This window comes from Streptomyces sp. NPDC042201, assembly GCF_055582185.1.
The window spans coordinates 389,616-409,698 of the sequence record NZ_JBVJDS010000004.1 but is presented as its reverse complement, the minus strand read 5'-3'; the positions used below and the strand labels follow the sequence as shown (position 1 = coordinate 409,698).

17 protein-coding genes are annotated in these 20,083 nt (G+C 68.9%); 11 read left to right on the top strand and 6 right to left on the bottom strand.

Annotated features, from left to right (window positions below; genetic code table 11):
• Positions 1 to 110 precede the first annotated feature (110 nt).
• The 11 genes from ACZ6MZ_RS12265 to ACZ6MZ_RS12215 all read left to right on the top strand — a co-directional run bounded on the left by ACZ6MZ_RS12265 (position 111) and on the right by ACZ6MZ_RS12215 (position 15,926).
• Positions 111 to 1,316, top strand: a complete 1,206-nt coding sequence (locus tag ACZ6MZ_RS12265) for an MFS transporter (RefSeq protein WP_469351429.1) — start codon at positions 111 to 113, stop codon at positions 1,314 to 1,316.
• 422 nt (positions 1,317 to 1,738) lie between these two features.
• Complete coding sequence (locus tag ACZ6MZ_RS12260) at positions 1,739 to 5,413, top strand: non-ribosomal peptide synthetase (protein WP_469351427.1); 3,675 nt, start codon at positions 1,739 to 1,741, stop codon at positions 5,411 to 5,413.
• Positions 5,410 to 6,687: an ATP-grasp domain-containing protein gene (locus ACZ6MZ_RS12255; RefSeq protein ID WP_469351425.1), complete on the top strand. Its 1,278-nt coding sequence runs from the start codon at positions 5,410 to 5,412 to the stop codon at positions 6,685 to 6,687. The genes ACZ6MZ_RS12260 and ACZ6MZ_RS12255 overlap by 4 nt, the downstream gene beginning before the upstream one ends.
• Entirely contained in the window at positions 6,684 to 7,613 is a 930-nt protein-coding gene (locus ACZ6MZ_RS12250; protein WP_469351424.1) for a peptidase, read from the top strand. Before ACZ6MZ_RS12255 ends, ACZ6MZ_RS12250 begins: the two co-directional genes overlap by 4 nt.
• 77 nt (positions 7,614 to 7,690) lie before the next feature.
• Entirely contained in the window at positions 7,691 to 9,490 is a 1,800-nt protein-coding gene (gene asnB, locus ACZ6MZ_RS12245; protein WP_469351422.1) for an asparagine synthase (glutamine-hydrolyzing), read from the top strand.
• A 31-nt stretch (positions 9,491 to 9,521) separates the two neighbouring features.
• Entirely contained in the window at positions 9,522 to 10,346 is an 825-nt protein-coding gene (locus ACZ6MZ_RS12240; RefSeq protein WP_389788140.1) for a hypothetical protein, read from the top strand.
• A 10-nt stretch (positions 10,347 to 10,356) separates the two neighbouring features.
• Positions 10,357 to 11,271, top strand: a complete 915-nt coding sequence (locus tag ACZ6MZ_RS12235) for an aminotransferase class IV (RefSeq protein WP_469351420.1) — start codon at positions 10,357 to 10,359, stop codon at positions 11,269 to 11,271.
• 5 nt (positions 11,272 to 11,276) lie between these two features.
• Complete coding sequence (locus ACZ6MZ_RS12230) at positions 11,277 to 12,209, top strand: AEC family transporter (protein ID WP_389788135.1); 933 nt, start codon at positions 11,277 to 11,279, stop codon at positions 12,207 to 12,209.
• 68 nt (positions 12,210 to 12,277) lie between these two features.
• The gene (locus ACZ6MZ_RS12225; RefSeq protein ID WP_469351418.1) at positions 12,278 to 13,246 is read left to right on the top strand and encodes a TauD/TfdA dioxygenase family protein; all 969 of its coding nucleotides are present in this window, start codon (positions 12,278 to 12,280) and stop codon (positions 13,244 to 13,246) included.
• 470 nt (positions 13,247 to 13,716) lie between these two features.
• Complete coding sequence (locus tag ACZ6MZ_RS12220) at positions 13,717 to 14,781, top strand: right-handed parallel beta-helix repeat-containing protein (RefSeq protein WP_469351417.1); 1,065 nt, start codon at positions 13,717 to 13,719, stop codon at positions 14,779 to 14,781.
• 35 nt (positions 14,782 to 14,816) lie between these two features.
• On the top strand, positions 14,817 to 15,926 hold the full coding sequence (locus ACZ6MZ_RS12215) for a methyltransferase (RefSeq protein ID WP_469351415.1): 1,110 nt from the start codon (positions 14,817 to 14,819) through the stop codon (positions 15,924 to 15,926).
• Positions 15,927 to 15,989: 63 nt separating this feature from the next.
• Here ACZ6MZ_RS12215 and ACZ6MZ_RS12210 read toward each other — a convergent pair whose 3' ends face one another.
• Genes ACZ6MZ_RS12210 through ACZ6MZ_RS12185 form a run of 6 tightly spaced genes read right to left on the bottom strand, consistent with a single transcriptional unit; the run spans position 15,990 to position 20,062 of the window.
• Entirely contained in the window at positions 15,990 to 16,322 is a 333-nt protein-coding gene (locus tag ACZ6MZ_RS12210; RefSeq protein WP_384185722.1) for a TcmI family type II polyketide cyclase, read from the bottom strand.
• A gap of 38 nt (positions 16,323 to 16,360) precedes the next feature.
• A complete protein-coding gene (locus tag ACZ6MZ_RS12205) occupies positions 16,361 to 16,840 on the bottom strand; it encodes an SRPBCC family protein (protein WP_384185725.1) in 480 nt (159 codons plus the stop codon).
• A 1-nt stretch (position 16,841) separates the two neighbouring features.
• The gene (locus ACZ6MZ_RS12200) at positions 16,842 to 17,099 is read right to left on the bottom strand and encodes an acyl carrier protein (RefSeq protein WP_384185728.1); all 258 of its coding nucleotides are present in this window, start codon (positions 17,097 to 17,099) and stop codon (positions 16,842 to 16,844) included.
• Between the two features lie 16 nt (positions 17,100 to 17,115).
• Positions 17,116 to 18,366: a ketosynthase chain-length factor gene (locus tag ACZ6MZ_RS12195; RefSeq protein ID WP_469351414.1), complete on the bottom strand. Its 1,251-nt coding sequence runs from the start codon at positions 18,364 to 18,366 to the stop codon at positions 17,116 to 17,118.
• Positions 18,363 to 19,631: a beta-ketoacyl-[acyl-carrier-protein] synthase family protein gene (locus tag ACZ6MZ_RS12190; protein WP_384185734.1), complete on the bottom strand. Its 1,269-nt coding sequence runs from the start codon at positions 19,629 to 19,631 to the stop codon at positions 18,363 to 18,365. The genes ACZ6MZ_RS12195 and ACZ6MZ_RS12190 overlap by 4 nt, the downstream gene beginning before the upstream one ends.
• On the bottom strand, positions 19,628 to 20,062 hold the full coding sequence (locus ACZ6MZ_RS12185) for a cupin domain-containing protein (protein WP_469351411.1): 435 nt from the start codon (positions 20,060 to 20,062) through the stop codon (positions 19,628 to 19,630). Before ACZ6MZ_RS12185 ends, ACZ6MZ_RS12190 begins: the two co-directional genes overlap by 4 nt.
• Positions 20,063 to 20,083: the final 21 nt, after the last annotated feature.

The window sequence follows — 20,083 nt, the reverse complement described above, 5'->3', positions numbered from 1 at the left end:
GCGGTGTCAGAGATCCTGACGGATTGTGCACGGTCCGGAGCATTTGCTCCGGAATCCATATCGATGACGGAACGGACCAACAGGGCATCGGCGTGGCGATGCTGAGCCGTGTGCTCCCGCCACGCGGATCGGCCCGTACGCTCACCTGGATCACCCTGGTGCACACCATGGGGCAGGGTTTGTGGATGGCACTCGGCGCCATTTACGCGATTTCCGTCCTGAAATTGTCTCCCGGGCAGTTCGGCATCGGTGTCGGCGTGGCCGCCGGTGTCGCCCTCGCCCTGAGCACTCCGACCGGTCATCTGGCGGACCGGGTCGGCCCGCGCGCCGTACAGATCTGGTCCTTCGTGGCCCTGGGGCCGCTGACCGCGGCGATGCTCGTCATCGACGGCTTCGCCCAGTACCTGCTGGTCATGGCCGCGCAGGCGGTGGCGTACAGCGGCAGCCGCAGCGCCCGCATGGCCATGGTCGCCGGTCTGATCCCGCCCGAGGACCGGGTCTCGGTCCGCGCCTATCTGCGGGCCACCAGCAACGTCAGCGTCTCGGTCGGCGCCGGTATCGCGGGCGTACTGCTGGCCGTCGGGACGACCGAGGCATACCGGGGCGCCGTCGTCTTCAACGCGCTCACCTACCTGATCACCGGTCTGCTCACGCTGCTGCTGCCCTCCGTGCCTCCGCAGCCGGCCAGACCCGGTCCCGCGCTCGTGGTGCTGCGCGACCGTCCCTTCCTCACGTTCGTCGTGCTGGACGGACTGCTGTCCATGCACAACCTGCTGCTGGACGTCGTACTGCCGCTGTGGGTGCTGAGCCATACCGACGCGCCGCGCTGGATGATCGCCGTCATCCTGCTCACCAATACCGTCTCGGTGGTTCTGCTGCAGGTCAGGGCCGCGCGCGGCACAGAAGAACCGACGTCCGCGGCGCGCGCCTCCAGGACCGGGTCCTGGTGGCTGGGTATCGCCTGCGTGATCTTCTCGTTCAGTGAAGGAGCCCCGGCACTCGTGGCTTGCGCCCTGCTGGTCCTGGGAGCGCTGGCCCATGTCCTGGGTGAGATCCGGCAGTCGGCCGGCAGCTGGGGCATCTCCTTCGGGCTCGCGCCCGAACACGCCCAGGGCCAGTACCAGGGCACCTATGCCATGGGCTCCGACATCGGCAAGATGATCGCGCCCGCGGTCCTGACCTGGCTGGTGATCGAGCACGGAACGGCCGGCTGGCTGGTGATGGCGGTCGGCTTCGCCGCGCTGGGCGCCGCCATGCCAGCGGTCGTGTCCTGGGCCGGGCGTACCAAGAAAGCTCCGTCCCCCGCGCACCAGTGACCGCGCTTTCACCTGACGGCGCTTTCACCTGACCGTGCTTTCACCTGACCGTGCTTTCACCTGACGGCGACAGCCGTGGAGAAGTGCTGCGCGAAATGGCCTCGCAGAATCAGTAACGCCACCTTATTTTCATTCTCAGGGGGCCGGTCTGTGCCGCCCGCGCGCCGCCCAGGGAAAATGCGCAATCAATCCAATGAAGAGGAACCATGTCAGTGGGCGAATGGCCTGCCGTTCTACCTGTCGTTGAATCCGCCCTGGCGGAAAATCCCGCGAACGCGGCTCCCGCTCTGCAGCTTCCCACCTGTGACACCGATAGCGGGGACGCCGCCGGTGTGAATTCCCGCGGTTCTTTCTCGTGGTCCGGCGACGTTTTCCAGCCCCTTGCCGAGTTCGTCGGAACCAGGGGTCTCGAGGCCACGGAGTTGTTCAACGCCGCGTTCACCGTGCTGATCCACCGGTACAGCGGCCAGGACGACTTCGTATCGATGCGAGGCGGCGGCCCGGCCGGCGCCCATCCGGTCGCGATCCGCTCGCGCCTCGGCGGCGACGTCACCTTCGCCACCCTGACCGCGTCCCTCTCCGCCCAGTACCGCGCCCTGACCGCGGCTGCCACCGGACCCCGGGGCGCGGCACCCGGGCCCGAGGCTCCCGGCGCAGGGCTGCGCGTCGGATTCGTCAGCCGCGACACCTCGGAGACCGGCTCCCAGGACCACCTGGACCATCCCGATCATCCCGGCCATCCGGACACCTTCCACCTGCTGCTGGAGGTGGCGCACGCGCCGGACACCGTGCGCTTCACCCTGCATTACGACGCGGAGCTGTTCACCGAGTCCGTCATCGCCCGGATGGCGGCCAATCACCGGGTCCTCCTCCTCGACGGCTGTCACCACCCCACCACCCCGGTCGGTGAACTGAGGCTCCTGTCCGAACAGGAAACCCGGTATCTGCTGGAGGACGTGAACGCCACCCGACGGCCATTTCCCCGGGACTCGTCGCTGCACTCGCACGTGGAGGCCCAGGCCGCCCGTACCCCCGACACGCCCGCCGTGGAGTGGCGGGGAAGCGTCCTGACCTACCGCGAACTCGACGAGACGGCCAACCGGATCGCCCGTTCGCTGCTGGCCCGGGGCATCACCCCCGGCGCGAGGATCGGCGTATCGGTCGCCCGCACCCACCGCACGGTGTGCCTGCTGCTCGCCGTCCACAAAGCCGGCTGCGCCTACGTGCCCCTGGACCCGGCCTATCCCGCCGACCGGTTGCGCGGTATCGCCGCCACAGCCGATCTGACCGCTGTCGTCTTCGACGGCTCGGACACCAGGGAGTGGCTCGACGCCACGGACGCGGACCCGCTGCCGTGGAGCGAGCTGTGGGAGAAGGCCGAGGGCGAACGGTCCGACCCCGTGGGCGTCACCGTCGACGCCGCTGCCGCCACCCACCTGATCTACACGTCCGGCTCGACGGGTGTGCCCAAGGGCGTGGTCGTCAGCCACCGCAACGTCGTGGCCCTGCTTGCCTGGGCCTGGGACACCTACCGCCCCGAGGACCTCTCCCGCGTCCTGTTCGCCACCTCCCTCAACTTCGACCTGTCCGTGTTCGAGCTGTGGTCCCCGCTGACGACCGGCGGCCTCGTCGTGGTCGTCGACAACGTGCTGGCGCTCACCGAGGACGACGGTCTGCGGCCGTCACTCGTCAACACCGTGCCCAGCGCGCTCAATGTGCTGCTGCGGCGCTCCGCCGTGCCGGCCACCACCGTCGTGCTGAACGTGGCCGGGGAACCGCTGTCGAAGGAACTCGTCAACGCCGCGTTCGACAGCACCGGCATCGAGCGGCTCTACAACCTCTACGGGCCCTCCGAAGACACGACGTACTCGACGTGGAAGTGCTTCACCGGCCCGACGGAGCACCCTCCCACGATCGGCGTTCCCGTCCACAACACGGTGGCCTATCTGCTCGACGCCCACGGCCGGCTGGTGCCCCACGGTGCGACCGGCGAACTCCACCTCGGCGGCGACGGGGTGGCCGGCGGATACATCAATGACGCCGAGCGCACCGCCGAGGTCTTCGTGCCCGCCCCCGCTCAGCTGCCGGCCGGGATCCTGTACCGCACGGGCGATCTGGCGCGCTGGACCGACTTCGGTGAGCTGCGCTTCATGGGCCGCCGGGACAACCAGGTGAAGGTCCGCGGATTCCGGATCGAGCTGGGCGAGATCGAAGCCGCCCTGCGGGCGACGGTCGGACTGCGGGACGTGGCGGCCCTCCCGGTCAGGAAGGACGACGACACCCTCCTGGTCTGCTACGTCGGCCTGGAGGGCGATGACATCCCCGTCGAGCGGATCAACGACCACCTGCGCCGGACGCTGCCCCAGTACATGCAGCCCGCCAAGATCGTGGTCGAGGACCGGCTGCCGCAGTTGCCCAACGGCAAGGTCGACCGTAAGACGCTCGCGGCCCGGCAGATCGACTGGGGCGAGGCGGGCGGCGCCGGCTTGACCACCGGCGATCCCGACGAGGCCGCCGTCGCGCGCGTGTGGACCGACCTCCTCGGGCTCCCGCAACCCGGCGCCGGCCTGGACTTCTTCTCGGTCGGCGGCCACTCCCTGCTGGCCAACCTGCTGGCCGCCCGCCTGAGCGACGCATCGGGCGCGACCGTCCGGGTCGCCGAGATCTACGAGAACCGCACCCTCGCCGACCAGGCGAAGCTGCTCCGGCGCAAGCGGGAGCAGACACCGGCCGCCACGGACGCCGGCACGGGGACCGCGAACCGGCTGCGGGCCGTCGCGGAGACCCTGCGCGAATCCGGGCGCGGCCACGGAGTGCCCGGCGCCGGAGCGGCCGTGTACCTCGACGGCACACTGGAATTCACGTACTACGGCCTGGACGACATCGAGGACGGCAGGGCCCGCACGGCGGAATCCCGGCAGCGCGTCACCTGCGTCACGAAGGCGCTTCTGGCCTTCGTCGTCCTCAGGCTCGTGGACAGGGGCCTGGTCTCGCTCGACGCGCCGCTCGACGGCCATCTGCCCGAGGTGTTCCTGCGCCGCGACGGCCGCACGGCCGAGGTGACGGTCCGTCATCTGCTCTCGCACACCAGCGGTATCGACGACTCGTACGAGATCTGGCACGACACCGACCACCCGGACCTCGGCCGTTACCTCGCCACCTTCCGGGAATACGGGCAGCTCTTCGAACCCGGCTCGGTCTTCGCGTACTCCGCCTGCGGCACCTCCATCGTCGCCGCCCTCATCGAGAAGCTCCTCGGCATGCCCTGGCGCCGCGCCGTCAACGAACTCCTGCTGACGCCGCTGGGCATCATGGACATCCCCGAAACCCGTTCCGGCGAAGGCCACTACAGCGATGTCTCGGCCGGCTATCTGCGCAGCGACGGCAGCCGGCCCTACCTGCGGCACGAGCCCGGCCCGCAGACCATCGCCGACGACGCCGCCGGTTCGTTCTCGGTCTGCCTCACCCTCGGTGAACTCGCCAAGATCGCCCTTCTGGCGCTCAACGACGGCGTCACGGAACAGGGCGAGCGACTGCTGTCCGCCGAACTCGCCGAGCAGATGCGCACCCCGCAGATCGATGTCCCCGGCCATCACTTCATGCACGCCTGGGGCCTGGGCTGGCTGATGTTCGGGCCCACCGCCTTCGGCTTCAACTCCAACGGCAGCGGTCACCACAACTTCATCCAGATCTTCCCCGAGCAGCGCTCGTTCCTGTTGCTGCTCGCCAACGCGTACCCCGCGTTCGGCCTGTACGAGGACCTGCTGCGCGCCCTCACCGGCGAGGGACTCATCCGCACCGGGCTGCCGTTCGACATGGACCTGGACGACTGCGTGGGCCTGTACGCCTCCGACGGCTACCGGCTGAACGTGCTGCGCGGACCGGACCACCTCCGGTACGAGTACTCCGAGCGCGGGCGCGACGGCGCCTGGCTGCCACGGGACGAGGGGGCGCTCGTCCTCTCCGGCGCGGGCGGATTCAGCTCCATGTCGGAGAAGAACGTCCTCGCCGGTTCCATCTCCTTCATCCCCACGCCCGGTACGAACACCCCGGGCTTCGTGCGGATAGGCCAGAGATTCGCGAGGAAGACCGCATGACGGACCACCCGGGCGCACCCCGGCATGTGGTGTTCGTGACCTGGAAGGCCGGCACCGCGCCCGCCTTCGAGGCGGCCAAGCGCCTCGGCCACCACGTCACGCTCATCCGCTCCCTGCGGATGGAGCAGTCCCAGCACATCGACTTCGACGCCTCGCCCTACGGGGCGTTCGTCGACTCCGTACACGTCCTGCCGGACGCCACCGAGGTCGCACGGCTGCGCGCGTGTGTCCTCGGCATCCACAAGGAGCGGCGGATCGACGGTTTCGTCGCCACCGTCGACGCCCTGGTCGTGCCGGTGGCCCGGATCGCGGAGGAGCTCGGCATCCCCTTCACCAGCGCCCGCGGCGCGGAGTCGGCCAAGCTGAAGAACCGGTGCCGGGACATCCTCGCGGCGGCCGGCCTCGACACCACTGGGCACGCCGTCGTCGGCGGCTTCGACGAGGCCGCCGCGTTCGCCGCCGCTTGGGGTTACCCCGTCGTGCTCAAGCCGGCGCGCGGATCGGCGAGCGAGGGCGCGCACATCATTCCCGACGAGGCGGCGCTGCGGGAGGTCTTCCGTCAGGTGGAGGCCGGCCGAAGCCCCTACCAGGACGGCGTCCTGGTGGAGGAGTACCTCACCGGGACGTTCCTGTCGGCCGAGATCGGGCTGTCCCACGGCCGCTTCCTGCGGCTGGCCGTCAGCGAACGGAAGACCTGGGCGCGGCACGAAGCGCTTGAGGTCGGGACGACGATCCCGGCGGCCATCGACGCCGGGGCGTACGACCGGGTCATGGAGTTCGCCGAAGCGGTCGTCGAGGCGATGGACCTGCGGCTGGGGGTGTTCCATGTCGAAATCATGCTGGGCGAGGACGGCCGGCCCCGGCTCATCGAACTGAACCCGCGTCTGATGGGGTCCTGCCTGCCGAACCTGTTCCGTCTCGCGGGCGGCGGCGACCCGTTCGACCTGCTCGTACGCATCCACCTCGACGAGGAGGTGGAGAGCCGCGAGATCACCTTCGCCCGCTACGCGACGGTCCGCTGGTTCGGCGCTGCGGACACGGCGCCGAAGCCGGCGGAGGTGCCCTGCCTCGGCTGGAGCGCCGAGTACGGCGACAGCCTGCACGCCTTCACCATGAATTTCCCCGACGGCGACGTCCTGCACCCCTGCCGGGGCAACCTCGGCAACTTCGGCGAGGTGCAGGTCGTACACGCCGACCACGCGACATCGATCAGCATCGCCGAGGAGATCGTCGCGAGAGCGGCGGACCAGCTCGGCATAGAGGTGACGAGGTGACAACGGTGACACCCTTCTTCGGCGAAACCCGGGCCCAGCTCTGCAGGATCGGACTGCCCGAGGGCGACGGGTCGCTCGTCGGGAGCTCCGGCCTGACCTTCGACGACGGCTGCCACTTCCGGATCGAGGTGCCGACGGTCAACTCCGTACAGGCGGCCGAGACGCTGCTGTCGGAGAGCCGCCGGCGCGGCTTCACGATCAACCGCATCACGGAGACCCGTGGCATGTACCGCCACACCGCCGGCGAAATGCGCGGCTACGCCGAGCTGGGGGAGGAGTACGGCGCCGAGATCCTGATGTCCGTCGGGCCACGGGCCAGTTACGACATCGGGGCCAGCGCCCAGACCCCCGAGGGGATGCGCATCGGCTACCGGCTGCGTGGCCAGGAACAGCTCGTGCGCGCCGTCGAGGACGTCAAACGAGGCGTGGAAGCCGGCGTACGCGGCTTCGTCGTCTACGACGAGGGCCTGCTGTGGCTGCTGCACCGGCTGCGCGCCGCCGGCGATCTGCCGGGCGACATCCATCTGAAGGTCTCCGCCCACTGCGGCCACGGCAACGCCGCCTCCGCGCAGATGCTGGAGATGCTCGGCGCCAACAGCTTCAACCCCGTGCGGGACCTGACACTGGCCATGATCGCGTCCATCCGCGACGCCGTGTCGATCCCGCTGGACTGCCACGTGGACAACCCGAAGACGTCCGGCGGTTTCGTACGCACCTATGAGGCTCCCGAGTTCGTCCGGGTCGCCGCCCCGGTCTATCTCAAAACCGGCAACAGCGCCCTCGAAGGCCACGGTGTGAGCCCCACGCCGGGACAGCTCGACGACATTCTCCGGCAGGTCGAGATCGTCACCGAATTCCTGGACCGCCACCTCCCGGCCGCCCGGCAGACACCGGCCGGCCACAGCCACACACCCGTCGCTCCCTGAGCGGCCGTGGCCCCTTGAGCACCCGTCACCCTTGAGCGCCCCCACCTCCTTGAGCACCGAGACAGAGGGTTCCACGTATGTGCCGTATTTACGGCTACTTCGACGGTGAGACCGTCGACCGCGACGTGCTGCACGCCGTCGCGCAGGGCATACGGCACGGCGGCCCCGACGAGCAGACGGTCCATGTCGGCGACGCCTGGGCGCTGGGCAACAACCGCCTCGCGGTCCAGGGCATCGCCCACGGTCACCAGCCCTATGTGCTGGGCGACATGACCTGCGTGTTCAACGGCGAGATCTACAACCACCGGGAGCTGCGCGCCGAACTCGCCTCGCACGGTTACCGCTTCGAGGGCGACTGCGACGGCGATGTGCTGCTGCCGCTGTACGAACTGCACGGCGACGCGTTCGTAAAGCGGCTCGAAGGCATGTTCGCCATCGCGATCGTGGACCGTCGTGGCGAGCCCTGCCTGACGCTCTACAACGACCACGCCGGCATGAAGTCCCTGTACTACTACTTCTCCGGCGACGGACGCCGGCTCTGCTTCGCCTCCGAACTGCGGGCCCTCTCCCGCTTCCCCGACTTCCCGGACGCGATCGACCCGCTGGCCGTCGACCGCTACCTCGGCGGCAAGGCCGTGTGGGGACCGGGCACCATCCACACCGAGGTCCACACCCTGGTGCCCGGCGCGACCCTGCGGTTCGCCGGGGGGCGGCTCACACTGACGCACACCCCGCTGGAGCCGGCCGAGGTGGCCTGGCCTGACGGCGAGCCCGGCCTCACCGCGGCTGCGGGCCTCCTCGACGAGCTGCTGCGCCACGAACTGACCCGGATGCTCGACGCCGACGTGCCGGTCTGCGTCATCACCAGCGGCGGTCTCGACTCCAGCTACCTCACCGCGCTGGCCGGTGAGACCGTGCCGGACCTGGCGTCGTTCAACATCGCCTACCGCGGTGACTGGCCCGCCGACGAACGGCATTTCGCCGAGGAGGTCGCGGCGCACTGCGGCACCCGCCACCACCAGGTGCTGATCGATCCCAAGGATTTCCCCGGCACCATCGACCGGTTCATCAGCCATCTCGACCAGCCCAACAACGCGCCGCACAGCCTGAGCACCTTCGCCCTGTTCGAGGCGATTCACGAGGCCGGCTTCAAGGTCGCGCTGACCGGGGACGGCGCCGACGAGCTCTTCGGCGGCTACGCCCGCTACGTCAAGGCCGCCCGCGACGACAGCGCGACCTGGCACCGCGGCTATCAGGACGTGATGGCCGCCTCGGGCACCGCGACGCTGGCCCGGCTGTACACCCCCGACCATCTGGCCCGGGTGAGGTCGGCAGGCGGCCACTTCTCCGACCGGAGCGGCGACGAGCTCGCCCGCCGGGCACGGGCCGGGGACCACGACAAGCTCGAAACGCTGCTGCGCTACGACCAGTCCGAGCGCTTCCCCTACTACATTCTCCGGCGCGTGGACCACCTGAGCATGGCGCACGCGGTGGAGGCCCGGATCCCCTTCCTCCAGCCGGCCGTCATGCGGTTCGCCCACGCCCTGCCGACCGGACTGAAGGTCGTCGGTGACACGGTCAAGGCACCGGTCGCCGAGGCCGCCCGCCGGTGGATACCCGAAAGCATCATCAACCGGCCGAAGCAGCCGTTCACCCTGCCCATCGCAGCGATGATCAAGCCGGGCGAGGCCGTCCACGACATGATCGGCGACCTCCTGCTCGGACCGGACCCCGGATATGGCGCCTTCGTCCGCCGCGACGCCGTCCGCGAGCTGTTCCGGATGCAGTCCGAAAGGCCCGACGCGCACACCGCCGAGGTCCTGTGGTCACTGCTGATGCTGGAGACCTGGCTGTCCGCCAGGAATCTCCGTCCGTAAGTCCCTGTCCCACACATCAAGGAGCCCAGACATGTCCCTCGCGCCCCTCGCTGTCGAGTCGCTGCTGTCCAGCGCGACGAAGGCCGACATCCGCCGCGATCCGTTCCCGCACATCGTCCTTCACAATCCGCTGAGCCAGGACCTCTACGAGGCGCTGGCCACGTCCATGCCGACCGCCGAGTACATCGGCAGCAGCATCGGCAAGCGGATCACGTCGAACGAGCGCTACAACTACATGTCCGAACACGTCCTGCGCGACGAGATGATGGCGAAGGTGTGGAAGGACTTCGTCACCTACCACGCCTCACCCGCGTTCTACCGGGAATTCCTCGACCTGTTCTACGACGACCTGATGGCCGCCAATCCCGACGCTGAGGAGAAGTGCGGCGGCCCCCTGCACGGACTGCGGGTCGGGCGCCGCAACCGGGACACCTTCGACACCCACGACATCCTGATGGACTGCACGGCCGTCATCAACTCGGCGGTGACCGGCCGCCCTTCGTCCTACCGGGGCCCGCACGTCGACAAGCCCTACAAGCTGTTCGGCGGACTGTTCTACATGCGGCTGCCGGAGGACGACTCCACCGGCGGCGACCTCGCGCTGTACAAGTACCGCACCGACGCCCGCCGGTTCCACACGAGCGCGTCCGAGTACGGCGACAGCCGCTTCGACATCGACCCGAAGTACGTGGAAGAGGTCGGCACCATCAGCTACGACAGCAACGTCCTGGTGATGTACCCGATCAATCCGCTGGCCCTGCACGGAGTCACCGTACGCAGTGTGACACCGCACCAGCGGCGCTTCATCGCGCTCGTCGGGGACCTCCAGCACCACCTCTTCGACCTCGCGCTCTGAGGGGCCCACCGTGCTTCCCTTCGACCAGCGAACCGGACACATCTGGCTCGACGGCGGCCTCGTCGAGTGGGCCGACGCGACACTGCATGTACTCAGCCACGGACTGCACTACGCCAGCAGTGTCTTCGAAGGCGTCCGCGTCTACGGCGGCTCGCCCTTCATGCTGCGTGAACACATCAGCCGGCTGCGCTCCTCGGCGCGCATCCTCGACTTCGACCTGGAACACAGCGACGATGCGCTGCACACGGCCACGCTGGACGTCATCGCCAGGGCCCGGATCGCCGAGGGCTACGTCCGTATGAACGCATGGCGAGGATCGGAGGTCATCCAGACCGCCGCGCTGAAGACCTCCGTGCACACCTCGATCGCCACCTGGGAGATCCCGGTCGGCTACTACGCGGCGGCCGACGCCCTCGAGCAGGGGATCTCGCTGCGGAGCGCCGAGTACCGCAGGCCCTCCCCGCGGTACGCGCCCGTGAAGAGCAAGGCCGCCGGCAACTACATGATCGGTACGGTCAGCAAGAACCAGGCGCTGCGCGCGGGCTTCGACGACGCGCTGATGCTGGATGACGCGGGCAACATCGCCGAGGCCACCGGCGCGCATATCTTCTTCACGAAGGCGGGAATCCTCTACACCCCCACCACCCGGTGCACCATCGACGGCATCACCCGGGCGTGTGTGCTGGAGCTGGCACGGCGGGGCGGGATCCCCTGCGTCGTCGGCGACCTGGCCCCCGGGTTCGTCGCCGAGGCCGACGGAGCGTTCATCTGCGGCACCGCCTGCGAGATCCTGCCGGTCGCCCGCATCGACGACCATCGCTACGAGCCGCGTGGCAATGACGTGATCCGGCGGCTCATCACCGACTACCACGACCTGGTCGCCGGGCGGAGCGCCGTGGAAGTGCCGCATACATGGGCACAGTAGCGGCGATGGAGAAGCTGGTACCGGTGGTACTGGCCTTCGGCTGCGGTGTCCTGCTCGCGAAGCGGAAGGTCGTACCGGCCGAGAGTTCCAAGGTCTTCGCCGACTACGCCTTCCTCTTCGCGGTGCCCTGCTATCTGTTCGGCAACATCTACGCGAGCGATCTGGGCGCCCTGTTCGACTGGCGGGCGATTCTCGGCTACGCGGCGACAGCGGGCGTCGCGGTGCTCGTGGTCGGCGTGATCTCGGCCCTGTCCGGTGTGCGTGAGCCACGCGGCGTGGCGCTGCGCATCATGGCGGGCGTCCAGGTGAACACGGCGTACTTCGCCGTACCCGTGTTCATCACGCTCTTCGGAAACGCGGCGCCGATCTTCCCGGTGCTGCTCTTCCAGGTCTGCGTCCTCTCGCTGATCATCATCACGATCATGGAGCTGGGACGCCCCGACACCACCGGAAGCCCCAGGACCCGGCTCCTCCGGGCCGTCGGAGCCTCGCTCGTCACGCCGGTCGTGCTCGCCTGCAACGCCGGCATCCTGCTCAACCTGCTGTCGTTCCAGGTGCCGGAGCCGTTGCTGGACGGCTTCGCGTTCGTGGGGGACAGCGCCTCCCCGGTCGCGCTGTTCGCCCTCGGACTGCACCTCGGCGGCATCAGCTTCACCCTCAGGAGCACGACGCCGGAGGAGATCTGGCTGATCGCCTTCAAGTGCGTGATCTTCCCCCTGATGGCCCTGGCGATCTGCGGCACGGTCTTCGGTGTCGAGGGCGACTGGCTGAAGTACCTCGTGCTGATCGCCGCCATGCCCGCGCCGCAGAACCTGTTCATCTTCGCCCAGCGCTACGACGTCGGCGTCGACATGTCGGCCGCGCTGGTCGTCAAGAGTTCGGTCGCCGCCCTGTTTCTCCTCCCTCTGTGGATGCAGTGGGCGGCCCACTCCGCCTGAGCCCGGCCGACCGGCCAGTCAACCGGTCGGCCGAATGGATATCCCCCATCAGTGATTCGTCGAGAGGCATGACTTTGACCCTGACAACGCACTCCACCGCGATAGACGTCCGCCAGGTCGCAGGGCACATCGGTGCCGAGATCTCCGGGGTGGACCTGCGCGAGGAGCTGGACGACGCGACGGTGGCCGAGATCTGGCAAGCCGTGCTCACCCACCGCGTGGTCTTCTTCCGTGACCAGCACATCGGCCACGCTCAGCACATCGCTTTCGGGCGGCGCTTCGGCGCTCTCACACGGCGCCCCGGAAAGAAACACGGAGTCGCGCCGGAGGGATTTCCAGAAATTCTCACGGTGGACCCGAAAGCCGATGTCGAGCGGTACGGCAAGGGATTCGAGGAGCATTACCGGCGCAAGTGGGTATCCGGAATAGCCGGCTGGCACAGCGACCTCACCCAGGCCGTCAATCCCCCGAACGCGTCCATTCTCCGCGCGGAAAAGACACCTCTCTTCGGCGGCGACACCCAGTGGACGAACACCGTGGCCGCCTACGCGGGCCTCGCGCAGCCACTGCGTGACCTGGTGGACTCCCTCCAGGCCGAGCACGCGTTCTTCACCGGTGTCCACCTGAGGCACTCGGACGAGCGCGACCGGGAGATCCTCAAGATCTACTGCGGGGATCCGCAGGTGGCCGTGCACCCGGTGGTCCGCGTCCACCCCGAGACGGGGGAGAAGGCGCTGTTCGTCAGCCCCGGCTCCACCACCCGGATCATGGGCTTCACCGAGGTGGAGAGCCGGCACATTCTCGACCTGCTGTTCCAGCATCTGACCAGCGCCGAATACACCGTCCGGTTCCGCTGGGAGCCGGGCAGCATCGCCTTCTGGGACAACCGCAGCACCTGCCACTTCGCCCCGACCGACTTCGGGCACCTCGAGGTCGACCGCGTCATGCACCGGGTGACCCTGCTGGGCGAGCCTGCGGTCGGTCCCGACGGTTCGCGCTCAGAGCTCGTCGAGGGCGAACCGTTGAACGCCTGGTGATGGCCGCATTTCCGGCGGATTCGTCCTGACGGCGCCGTACGGCACACATGGATGGGGGATGCCACAGCGGCATCCCCCATTTCTGTGCGACTCGCACCGGTCTTGACCGGACACTCTCGACCGGACAGAACCTAGACGAGAAGGGAATTTACCAGGTTCGCAATGATCGCGAGAATATCAGGAATCATGGTCGACACCCTTTCCTCATGGGAAACCCTCCGAGCTGGGCTTCTGACTATTCGAGAATACCCGTTCTGGCAATAAGAAACTCGCCCTCGTCGATATGGCCCCGAATAGCGCAACACCATTCCACGGGATGCGGTCCATCGGCCGGCCGGGTCTCCGGGGGCCCTGCGCCGTACCCGGCGTGCCGCCGCCCGGGTGTATCTCCGCGCGCGATCGGATCACGGGGTGTATCCGTACGCTCACGCCGTGTGGCAGAAGGCGATGTTCGCCCATAGCGTCGGTTCATGACCAAACGACACGTCAAGCGCCTCGCATGCATCGCGGTCGTGGCGGCCACGGGACTGGGTGCGGCCGCCCCGTCCACCGCCGCGGGCAGCCACACGGTGCGTCCGGGTGAATCGATCCAGAAAGCGGTGGACGCCGCGCGGCCGGGAGACACGATCGTCATCTCTCCGGGCACCTACCGGGAGAGTGTCCTGGTCACGAAGCCGGGCCTCATCCTCAAAGGCGCGGGGACGAAGACCGTGATCGTGCCGGCGGCGGCGTCCGCGCGCGCCGCGAACGCCTGCGCGAAGGCCGGCAACGGAATCTGTGTCCTCGGTAAGGGGGCCAAGACCGTCGACCGCGTACGCATCAGCTCGCTGACCGTCTCGGGGTTCAAGAAGAACGGCATCTGGGCCTCCCGGACCGACCGGCTCAGTGTCCGGCAGGTGATCTCCGAGAAGAACGGCGTGTGGGGCATCGCCCAGGAGAGGTCCACCCGGGGTGTGTTCCGCGACAACACCGCCCGGGACAACGGCGATTCAGGCATCGTCATCGCGAACGTGGTCGACAGCGAGGGCGGAGCCACCGACACCAGGGGTGCGGTGATCCGCGACAACCAGCTGACGGGGAACCGGATCGGCGTCACCGTACGGCGCGTCAGGCACCTCTCCGTCCAGGGCAACAACTTCACCGGGAACTGCGGCGGCCTGTTCGTCGTGGGCGACGAGTCGAAGCCCAAGGCCGGGGCGATGACCATTCAGGGCAACCAGATCCGCAAGAACAACAAGCTGTGCCCCCGCAGCAGCCGGCTCCCGGTCATCCAGGGAGCGGGCATCGTCCTCACCGGTTCCGAGGCCACGGTCGTGCGGTCGAACGTGATCCGGGACAACGTGGGCTCTTCGCCGTTCTCGGGCGGCATCGTGCTCTTCAAGAGCGTCGTGGGCGCCCCCAACACCGGGAACGTCATCCAGGACAACGTCGTACTGGGCAACAAGACGGCCGACCTGGCCAACAGGGACACCGGCAAGGGCAACACGTTCGTCCGCAATGTGTGCCGCGCTTCCGAACCCACGGGAATGTGCTGAGCGGTGTTCCCCCCTACGAGGAGAATCGAGGCGGTATGACCACGGTGAGTCCCACCACCACCCCCACCAGCATCACCCCCACATCCACCCTCACCTCTCTGTCCACCCCCACCCTCGCCTCCGCACCCACCCCGCAGCCGGGCATGCGGCTGCGGGAGCTCGCGTTCGGGGCGGCGTGCGCCGCGGCCGTACGCGCGGCGGCCCGGCTGGGCGTCGCGGACGCGCTCAGGCAGTCGCCCGCCACCGCGGAACAGCTCGCGGCGGTGGTGAACACCGAGCCGGCGCCGCTACGGCGACTGCTCCGCGCCCTGTCCTGCTACGGGATCTTCGCCGAGACCGAGGACGGGACGTTCGTCCACACCGACATGTCCCTGCTGCTGCGCGAAGACGATCCGCACAGCCTGCGGTCCATCTGCCTGTGGTGCACGGAGCCCTGGACCTGGGAGGTCTGGCCGCGGCTCGACGACGCGGTGCGGACCGGCGCGAGTGTCTTCCAGGACCGGTTCGGCAAGGGATTCTTCGACTATCTGCACCAGGACGCGCCGGAGTCGGCCCAGGTGTTCAACAAGGCCATGACGACGTCCAGCACCCAGTCCGCGCTGGACGTCGCGGAACTCCTCGACCTCACCGGGGTCTTGTCGGTCGCGGACATCGGCGGCGGTCAGGGCCATGTCCTCGCGAGTCTGCTGGAGAAGAACCCGGGGGTACGGGGCACCCTGCTGGATCTGCCCGGTGTGGTGGCGAAGGCGGATCCCCGGCTGCGTGACGGCGGGGCCCTCACGGAGCGGGTCCGTATCGTCGCGGGGGACTGCCGCCAGGGCGTCCCGGTCGAGGCTGATCTGTACATCATCAAGAACATCCTGGAATGGGACGACGACAGCACCAGCAGGACCCTGCGGAACATCGTCACGGCAGCCCGCCCCGGAGCCAGGGTCGTCATCATCGAGAATCTCGTCGACGACACTCCCTCGATGCGGTTCACGACGGCGATGGACCTGCTTCTGCTGCTCAACGTGGGCGGAGCGAAGCACACCAAGCAGAGCCTGGTCGACCGGATGGCGCGAGCCGGCCTGGTCGTCGGCGAGATCCGGCCGGTCAACGCGTACCTGCACGCGTTCGAATGCACTGTTCCGGACGAGACGTAGGCAGGGCCGCACCACAACGCCCCGAGCCCGGCGCGCAGCCGGACTCGGGGCGTTGTGCGGTCCTCACGCGGGGCTGTCCCGCTCCCACCGGTAGAACTCGTGGGCCATGGCGTCCTTCGGCCCCCGCCACGTCTCGGGGTCGTACGGACTGACGAAGGCGGAGAGCTGGTCGCTGATGTTCCGGAAGGCCGGAGTCCGCATCACCTTGGCGATCTCGGGGCCGGGGGGCCGGTCGGACTCGATCAGGTGCAGATACACCTCACCGAACTGGAAGAGGCTGCGCCTGGTGACCCCGACCAGGTGCGGCAGTTCGCCGGTGTCGGAGGCCGCGAACACCTTGGCGATGTCCTGGGCCGATTCCGGCGCCATGCGGGCGACGATCAGAGCGTGGTGCATGGGGAAGTTCCCTTCGCAGGGCCTGGGCGGACGGGGCGTCAGTGGGGTGCGACCGAGGCGGGCCGGCCCGCGTGGTCACGCTGCTCGATCTTGTCCCGGATGAGCCCCATCTGGACGCGGGAGTTGCGGTTGATGTTCTCGGTCATCCAGTCGTCGTCGACCGGGGCGTCCGGCTTCATCGCGAAGTCCTGCGTCCAGTGCATACGGGTACCGCCGGGGACCTCCCTGTACTGCCATCGGATGTCCATGTGCTGGAACGGGCCCGTCTCGACCCGGCGGGCCCTGACCGTCCGCGCCGCGCGGTCGGTGGTCCGCTCCGAGACCCAGCTCCAGACCTTGCCGTTCTCGTCGGGGTGCATGGTCAGGCGGAAGGTCGTCGTGTCACCCTCCCGGGTGAGGATCTCGACCTCCGCGTACTCGCTGAACAGCTGCGTCCAGTTCTCCAGATCGTTGGTCATGTCCCAGACGAGGTCCAGGGGGGCAGCGACGGTGATCTCGTTCTCGGTGTGTCCGGACATGTCAGGCTCCAGTCAAGAGGGTGTTGTTGACGAGGTCGAGGAACTCATGGGGTGACTTGCACTGGTCCGCGTCGGGTGGCAGCGGCAGGCCGTGCCGGTTCTCCAGCTCGCCCACGATGCCGAGGAGACCCAGGGAGTCGAGACCGAAGTCGTCGAACCGGGCTTCGGGCCGGCGCTCCATCTCGTTCGGATCGACGGTGAGACCGGCGCTCTTCTTCATCAGCGTGGCCAGTTCTTCGAAGGTCAGTTGAACGGTCATGAGGGAGTTCTCCTTCTCACGAGGGGGTGTTGGTGGCGAGGCGCAGCACCAGCGCGGAGTTCGAGCCCATGAGCCCGCGGCTCAGCACGAGCGCCGTCCGCAGCTCCGCGGGGCGAGCGCGGCCGGTGACCACATCGAGGTCGTGGCACACATCGAAGACATTCGGAGTGGGGGGTACGAGGCCGTGTTCCATGGCCAGTACCGCGGCGGCCGTGTCCAGCACCGGCGCCCCGCAGTACGCCCGTCCGGTGCCGGTCTTGGGCGCCGTCACGGGTATGCGCCGGCCGTGCGCGCCCAGGGCGTCGGAGATCGCCAGCGCTTCCGCGGCGTCGGCCGCCGGTACGCCGAGCGCGTCCGCGAAGACGACGTCTATCTCCTCCGGCGCGCACCGGGCGTCCCGCAGCGCGCCGCTGATCGCACGGGCCAGTCCCTCCCGGGACTCCACCCACCGGGATGCCCCGGTGAAGGTCGTGGCGTGCCCGGCCACCTCGGCACGGACCGGGGCCCCGCGACGCCGGGCCGCCGCCTCCTCCTCGACCACGAGCATCGCGCCGCCCTCGGCGGGCACGAAGCCGCAGGCGTCGGAGGTGAAGGGGCGGTACGCGCGCGTCGGATCGTCACAGGTGCTGAGGTCCTCGTAGCCGAGCTGGCAGACGACCGAGTAGGGCGCCAGGGGGGCTTCGGCCGCGCCGACGACCACCGCGTCCGCGCCGCGGCTGATGGACCTGGCGGCGTGCGCGAGTGCGTCCAGACCGCCCGCCTCGTCGCTGGCCACCACCCCGCACGGCCCCTTGAAGCCGCCACGGATGGATATCTGACCGGTGCTGGCGGCGTAGAACCAGGCGATGGACTGGTACGGGCCGACGTAGCGGGATCCCTGTCCCCACAGCCGCTGCAGTTCGCGCTGGCCGAACTCGCCGCCGCCCGATCCGGCGGCGGTCACCACTCCCACGGCGAACGGTGAACCGTCGTAGTCGGCGCGGCCGAGCCGGGCGTCGTCCAGGGCGAGGTCGGCCGCGGCCATCGCGAAATGCGTGAACCGGTCCGTCTGCACCACATAGCGCTCTTCGATCACCGATACGGGGTCGAAGCCGCGGACCTCGCCCGCCACCCGCAGCGGCAGATGCTCGCACCCCTCGCGGGAGACCCGGTCGAGGACGCTGATGCCTTCCTGCGTCCGCTTCCAGAAGGCTTCGGTGCCGATCCCGTTGGGGGCGACGACACCGATGCCGGTAACGACTGTTCGACGGTCCTGTCGAGGGCTCATCGCGTCCTCCCACTGGGTCGGGTCATGACCACCGCGGACTGGAAACCGCCGAACCCGCTGCCGACCGAGAGCACGCTGCGCAGCTTCAGGGCGCGCGCGGTGCGCGGCACGTAGTCGAGGTCGCACTCGGGGTCAGGGGTCTCGTAGTTCGCCGTCGGGGGCACCACTTGATGGGCCAGGGCGAGCACGCACGCCACGATCTCGATCGCTCCGATGGCGCCGAGCGAGTGCCCGACCATGGACTTGATCGAGCTCATGGGCACCTTGTAGGCGTGCGGGCCGAGCGACCGTTTCACCGCGGCCGTCTCGTGCCGGTCGTTCTGCGTGGTGCCCGAGCCGTGCGCGTTGACGTAGTCGACCTGTGAGCTGTCGAGACGGGCATGGCCGAGCGCGGTGTTGATGGCCTCGGCCATCTCCAGGCCCTCCGGCGTCAGACCGGTCATGTGGTAGGCGTTGCCGAAGGTGGCGTACCCCTTGATCTCGCAGTACACGGTCGCGCCCCGGGCGCGGGCGTGCTCCAGCTCCTCCAGGACGAGTACGGCTCCGCCCTCGCCCATGACGAAGCCGTCCCGGCGGGCGTCGAACGGCCGGGAGGCGTGCTCCGGGTCGTCGTTGTTCGCCGAGGTCGCCTTGATCGCGTCGAAGCACGCCACGGTGATGGGGGAGATCGGCGAGTCCGACGCGCCGGCGACGCACACGTCGACCCGGCCCTCCTCGATGGAGTGGAAGGCGTACCCGATCGCGTCGAGGCCCGACGTGCAGCCCGTCGAGACTGTCTGCACCGGCCCGTGGGCGCCGACCTGTTCGGCCACCGCGGAGGCGAGGGAACTGGGCGAGAAGGCCCGCTGCAGATGGCGGCCCGCCGGGCGGTGGTCGACGTCCCAGCGTGCGCCGGAGCCGCTGACCGCCACGTAGTCGTTCTCCAGACGTGTGGTGCCGCCGACCGCGGTCCCCAGAGACACCCCGATCCGCCAGGGGTCCTCCTTCTCGGTGTCCAGACCCGCGTCCCGTACGGCTTCCTGGGCGGCCACCATCGCGAACTGGATGTACCGGTCCGAGCGTTCCACCTGGTCCTGGTCGAGCCCGTGCGCCGTGGGGTCGAAGTCGCACTCGGCGGCGATGCGCGAGCGGAACCCTGCCGGGTCGAAGAGCGTGATGCCCCGGGTCGCCGTACGGCCGTTCGCGAGGAGGTCCCAGAACGCGGCTGCGCCCGTACCGCCCGGGGCGACGACGCCGACTCCGGTGACCGCCACGCGCCGGGTCATGAGACCGCCTCCGTTCGCCCGGGCGGCCGGCCGAGTTCGGCCTTCTCCGTGTGCTCGGTGTCGACGTGCCCCAGCTCCGGGCGGGGGGCGAGCGGGCCGAGGTGGAAGACCATGCGCGCCTCCACGTCCCCCACGTTGCGGAAGCGGTGGCGCACATGCGGGGGGATCAGAACGCCCTGGTCGGGCCGCATCGCGTGCGGTTCATCGTCCAGGTCCACCTCGAGGAGACCGCTCACGACGTACACGAATTCCTCGGAGTACGGGTGGTAGTGCTCGCCGATGCGCTCCCCGGGCTGAACGATGGCCAGGCCCATGAAGCCACTCGTGGCGCCCACCGCGGTCGGCGTGAGCATGGCGCGCAGGTCGCCTCCGCGCCTGCGGTTGGGCTGAGTCTCGCTGAGGTCCACGATGCGTGGCCGGTGCAGGGTCATGACTGCTTCCTCCAGATGCGG